The sequence below is a fragment of the Leptolyngbya sp. FACHB-711 genome, assembly GCF_014695615.1.
In the GTDB taxonomy this organism is placed as follows: domain Bacteria; phylum Cyanobacteriota; class Cyanobacteriia; order Elainellales; family Elainellaceae; genus Leptolyngbya_A.
The window spans coordinates 1-5,536 of record NZ_JACJOR010000566.1 but is presented as its reverse complement, the minus strand read 5'-3'; the positions used below and the strand labels follow the sequence as shown (position 1 = coordinate 5,536).

The window sequence follows — 5,536 nt, the reverse complement described above, 5'->3', positions numbered from 1 at the left end:
CCAAGGGTTTCAAATAAAATTGTTTCAAGGTACTAATGATTGTCTTTGACGGCTGAGATTGTTCTTCTGTCACTGATGTAGTGCTTACGACAGAACTCATTTGAAATACGGAAGTAGGAAGGTGACAACCATAATCTTCGTGCATGGAACTGGGGGTAGAAAAGAAGCCTATGCTGAAACTTTGCAGCAGATGGAGCAAGCCCTTCACAAACGCAGACCTGATGCTAAACTGGTTCCTTGCCTCTGGGGTGATCCTTTAGGGGCAAAACTTAACGCTGGAGGAGCTTCCATCCCTACCTACAAGGAATCACAAGGAGGGCAGGAGCTAACCCTCGAAGAGGAAAGCGTTCGCCTATGGGAAAATCTTTACAAAGATCCGTTTTATGAAATGCGGTTATTGGGGCTGAGACCTCTACAAGCGCAAAAATCTGTTCCTGGTCAAAGCACGCCTTCTCAGGAATTGAGAAGTAGGGTCGAATCCCTCTTAACCAATGCAGAACTACAGTCAAGGTTGAACGATTTAGGAATTGGTGCTGTTTTCAAACAGGCTTGTGAGGTGATCACAGGCATTAACTCTAGTCCATTCGGTCGGTTACTAGAAACAGCCTCTCGACCTTTAGATGGCGATTATGCTGCGATCGCCAGGGCTATTATCTCCGTGTCTCGAATCCTGTGCAAAGAACAGGAAATTTACCCCTGGCTATTAGTGGACGACCAACTACGGAATGAAGCAGTTGACGCAATCCAAAAGACTCTAACCCGCGATGAGAAATCAATGGGGGTTGTCTCAACTTGGACCAAGAGCCAGCTTACAGGATTGGCCTTTGGCTTCGGTACTAACAAAATCAGGCGGAAGCGAGGTGCTGTAACGGATGGTACTTATCCGTTTGCAGGAGACATCTTGATTTATCAAGCCAAAGGCGAAAAGATTCGTGAGTTTATCCGCAGTCAAATCGAGCACGAGCAAATCGAGCCACCTGTCGTTCTGCTTGCCCATAGCTTGGGTGGTATTGCCTGCGTTGATTTGCTAATCGAACGTGATCTACGAAACAAAGTTAAGTATTTAATTACGGTTGGATCACAGGCTCCCTTTTTTTACGAAATTGGTGCATTACAAACTTTGCCCTACGGTGAGCCATTGCCAGAGTTTTTCCCAAAATGGCTTAACATTTATGATTTAAGAGATTTTTTGAGCTATATCGGTGATTGTGAAGGGCTTTTTCCTGGAAAAGTTACCGATGTCCCGGTAGATAATAGACAGCCCTTTCCGGAGGCTCATGGGGCTTACTGGGCTAATAAACAGACTTGGGAGGAGATTGAAAAGGTATTGCCATGACTGCTGCCCCTATCCAATCAAGAAATGTGTATGCCTTAATTGTAGGGATCGAGAAGTATCAAGCTGGACCTGATTACGACCTCAATGGACCTGCCAATGATGCACTAAAGTTTGCAAACTGGCTATTGCAGCATGGCACTGAGCCAGAGCATATTTATTTATTCTTGTCTCCTCTTGAGCAAAATAAGGGGGTCTTGTCGGAGGCACAAACTAAAGGCTTTTTCCCATCTCCTGCAACCCATGACGCGATCGCCAACACGATTCGATCAAAGTTGACCAGTAAAAGCAGCCGAGGGGAGTTGCTTTATATTTTTTGGGGCGGACATGGCATTATTACGAAAACTGACGCAACCGTTCGACGGCTATTTTTTGCTGATACTGATGATGACACGAAATGGAATTTGAATGTTAACTCGCTTGTAGAAGCTTTAGGTACTTCGGCTTATGGAACTGGTTTTCCTCAACAAGTCTTTTTTATTGATGCTTGTGCCAATGCATTTTATCAAGGGCTAGCTCAGACGAGTCAAGGAGTTGCGGCTGGAGTTGAGTTTGCAACCAGTGGTGATGCTCAGCGGGCTGAACAATTCGTTCTGTTTGCTTCACCAGAATATGAGGTAGCTACCAATGATTCCAAGACGGGTACAGGTCATTTTTCTCAAGCCGTACTAGAGACTTTACAAGGACAGCCCTTGTTGCCAGATATGAGGATGCTGGTGGAGCATCTTCAATCCGATTTCCTGAGGAAACAGCAGATACCGCCTGCTTACTGGTTGAAGCTTCAAGATAATCAGATTGAGGCACTTCCGCCTAAGCCAGACCCCTCTCCCGTTAATTCAGCCCAAGTACTCAAATTGAAATATCTACAAAACAAGCGCAGTACCTTTGAGCAGCAACTTCAAACGGTTCAAGACGAACTTGATGCAACTGCTGATGTGACAGTAAAAGAGACGTATGAAAAGCGGCTAAATCTCCTATTCAAACAAATAGAAAAGGTCGATCAAGATATTAAAAAATTAAATCAAGGAAATGATTAGCAGTCCTCGATTGGAATACTTACTATCAAAGCGTAATAATTTTAATCGGCAACTTCAAACGGTTCAAGACGAACTTGATGCAACTGCTGATGTGACAGTAAAAGAGACGTATGAAAAGCGGCTAAATCTCCTATTCAAACAAATAGAAGAGGTCGATCAGGAAATCGAAATTCGACAGCAGGAGCTTCGGGAGCAATTGACAACAAGGGAGACTAATCGTCTTATTGAGATTTTAGAAGCTAACCAAGATCAATGGGAGACTTTTCAGCAGTGCTATCAAACAACAATCTTCCACTGGTCAAGTCGGGTTCAACGAACTGTGGAGAATGTGCAATCATTAGTGTCTGAACTTAAAAAAATCATTCAAGGGGAGTTATCCTACACGGCTCTAGAGGAATTTATTGCATATTTAATCGATAAAACATCAGAGCCCATTCTGGTCAGTGATCTTCAACAGTGGGGATCTCAATATCGACCGAATATTGATTGGGGACAGCTTTATAACCAGATTCAGTCTCAACAAAATCAACAGTTGGAAAACGTTCAACCCGCTATCTTAATTGCCATTATTCGTAGTGACGAGGCTTCTACCCAGTCTCAAGAGGATGCAACTTATTATCAGTTTAATGCTTGGTTAATAGAAGACGTTGAGAGGTATCAAAAGCAAAAAACAGGCTATCATCCTTTAGTCGTGACTGGATCTTCTGAAGCAAAACCTTGTTTGTTAGACGAACTGTTACATAAGATGCCCCGTTTTCTTAACACCTTCCTGGCTGAGCAGCGTAGTCTCTGTCCAAGCTGTGTAAACTATCCCCAAATCCATGTTTTTCTTCCAGTAGAGCTCTTGGATTTAGCGGCGGATAGCTGGCGACTTAATTCAGAAACAGATTTACGACCAGAATATTTGGGACATGACCACATTGTTGTAACTCGATGTGCGAATCGATATGAAGGTAGTTATAACAAGAGACCAAGTTGGCTGAGGTTGTGGAAACGATACCAGAATCTATTAAGAGAGTCTACTAAGAATGTCTTCGTCTCTGGTCATGACGGGGATTTAATTGCTCTTTTAGATAAGCTAAATGCGGTTATAAAGCCGGACAAGACGGATGACAAGATCGTCGGGTTGTGTATCACTCCGTCACCTGTAGACAGCAAAACACTGTTTCGTGAACTGTTAGGCTTTGGTTTACCGATCGTGGTTTGGACTCGCAACAACTTAAAAGACCAAATGATTCATGAAGCTCAGATGGCAGAACTGTTAGCTGCCTGCTGTTTAGAACAGTTGCCCGAAACGGTTAGAAGTAAGCGATACAATGCTCGTATTCGGGAAAACTCTCCTGATCGTGATATCGGTCATCATCTATCTTTACTATGGGACGATCCGGAGCTAGTTCCCCCCAAAACTGCCTGAGTTAGAAATCTCATGAGTAACCCACCCGAAGACTGGAAATTATTTCAGGGAGATAATCGAGAGCCCCATGATGCGGTCAATCGACTTCCTGATGCGCCTCCCTGGAGACCCTTTGGTAAAGATCCGAATCCTGGGGTTAGTCGGCGGAAACATCGTGGGGAAACCTTTCAGACTCAACCTGAAGAGGTTGAGATGATTAATGCAGCGCTTTACTTGCGTCGCCCATTGTTAATTACGGGTAAGCCAGGCACAGGGAAATCTTCTCTGGCTTATGCAGTAGCGCATGAGCTAAAGCTGGGAGAAGTGCTTTACTGGCCCATTACGACCCGCACTACTCTCAAAGATGGGTTATATGGCTACGATGCCATTGGTCGGTTGCAGGAAGTCAAACAATCCGAAGCTAAAGGCGACTACAGGGAAGACCCACAGAAGATTGCTGATTATATTACTTTGGGTCCTCTGGGTACGGCCCTATTGGAGTCGTCTAAACCACGCGTGTTGGTCATTGATGAAATTGACAAAAGTGATATAGATCTGCCCAATGACTTGCTGACTATTTTTGAGGAAGGGCGGTTCGAGATTCCAGAGTTGGCTCGGTTAGAGAAGGAAAGTGACAACCCTGATCAGCAGACGGAGGTTCTCACAGTTAAGGTGCGTACAGCTTATACCGATGAAGCTGAGATGACCTATGCAGAAAGGAAAGTCATTATCCGAGGGGGGCGTATTACCTGCCAAGAGTTCCCTTTGGTGATTATGACCAGTAATGGTGAGCGAGACTTTCCACCAGCATTTCTCCGCCGTTGCTTGCGTTTGAATATGCGTGATCCTGATCGAAAGCAGATGGAACGCATAGTCAAAGCCCATCTGAAAGAGTGTGATTTAACCGATAAGCAAGTTAACGATCTAATTACTGCTTTTCTTAAGCGTCGTGATCAAGGTAGAGAGCAGCTTTCTACCGATCAACTTTTGAATACCCTATTTATGATTGCTCGTCAGCGAAGCTGGGTGGGAGATGAAAAGGAAATTTTACTCGAACATTTATTAGCCCCGCTTGATCGTCCTCTACAAACGACTCCTAAGAATGGCTTGTCTGAGCCTGAGAAGAAATGATCGGTCGCCTCATCACCGTGTTACAGCAGACGGGCTTACTCCTGAGCGATCAGGAGATTGCAGCTTGGAGTGAGGCACACCCTGTATTAGATGATGAGGACATTGCAGATGCGCTGTGGTTGGCATCCAAAATCGGTCGTTCTTATGAGGAGGAAACGGGCGAGACTGAGCAAGGAAAACAGACTTCACCTTCTTCCAATGAAACAACCACTGTTGAGATTGTTGAGGACAATAGCACTTTGCCGGAAGTGTCTTCACCCACTGTCTCAGCTTATATGCCTCCAGTGATGAGGTCAGATACATCAATAGGTGAAACCTCAGAACATGGCTTGCCGATTCAGGTACGGGCTGCTCCTGCCTTTTCTAATTCCCGTGATATTGGACGATCGCTCCGTCCACTCATGCGTAGGGTGCCTTCTTTAACGCGATCGGATCTTGATGAACTTTCTACGGTCAACCGGATTGCGGAACAAGATATCTGGGTGCCAATTCTCAAGCCTTCTCTGGAACGTTGGTTTGATCTGGAGTTGGTGATTGAATCGTCTCGGTTTAGCTTTATTTGGCAGGAGACGCTGGATGAGTTTCAGCATCTGCTGGAATATCAAGGAGCCTTTCGCAATGTACGAACTTGGTCTGTTGAAG

Annotated in this window: 5 protein-coding genes; all 5 read left to right on the top strand. The window is 44.9% G+C overall.

Going from position 1 to position 5,536, the window contains the following annotated elements:
* Nucleotides 1-121: 121 nt before the first annotated feature.
* Complete coding sequence (locus H6F80_RS28105; RefSeq protein WP_190794819.1) at nucleotides 122-1,336, top strand: lipase family protein; 1,215 nt, start codon at nucleotides 122-124, stop codon at nucleotides 1,334-1,336.
* Nucleotides 1,333-2,370, top strand: a complete 1,038-nt coding sequence (locus tag H6F80_RS28100; protein ID WP_190794818.1) for a caspase family protein — start codon at nucleotides 1,333-1,335, stop codon at nucleotides 2,368-2,370. Before H6F80_RS28105 ends, H6F80_RS28100 begins: the two co-directional genes overlap by 4 nt.
* Before the next feature lie 10 nt (nucleotides 2,371-2,380).
* Entirely contained in the window at nucleotides 2,381-3,784 is a 1,404-nt protein-coding gene (locus H6F80_RS28095) for a VMAP-C domain-containing protein (RefSeq protein ID WP_190794817.1), read from the top strand.
* Nucleotides 3,785-3,796: 12 nt separating this feature from the next.
* On the top strand, nucleotides 3,797-4,894 hold the full coding sequence (locus H6F80_RS28090) for an AAA family ATPase (RefSeq protein WP_190794816.1): 1,098 nt from the start codon (nucleotides 3,797-3,799) through the stop codon (nucleotides 4,892-4,894).
* Nucleotides 4,891-5,536, top strand: a 646-nt coding sequence (locus H6F80_RS28085) for a hypothetical protein (RefSeq protein ID WP_242067620.1), incomplete at its 3' end; no start/stop codon positions are given. The genes H6F80_RS28090 and H6F80_RS28085, both read left to right, overlap by 4 nt.

What these genes read in the sequence shown, in the direction of transcription:
- H6F80_RS28100 (WP_190794818.1), top strand. Translation starts at nt 1,333, where the DNA reads ATGACTGCTGCCCCTATCCAATCAAGAAATGTGTATGCCTTAATTGTA.
- H6F80_RS28090 (WP_190794816.1), top strand. Translation starts at nt 3,797, where the DNA reads ATGAGTAACCCACCCGAAGACTGGAAATTATTTCAGGGAGATAATCGA.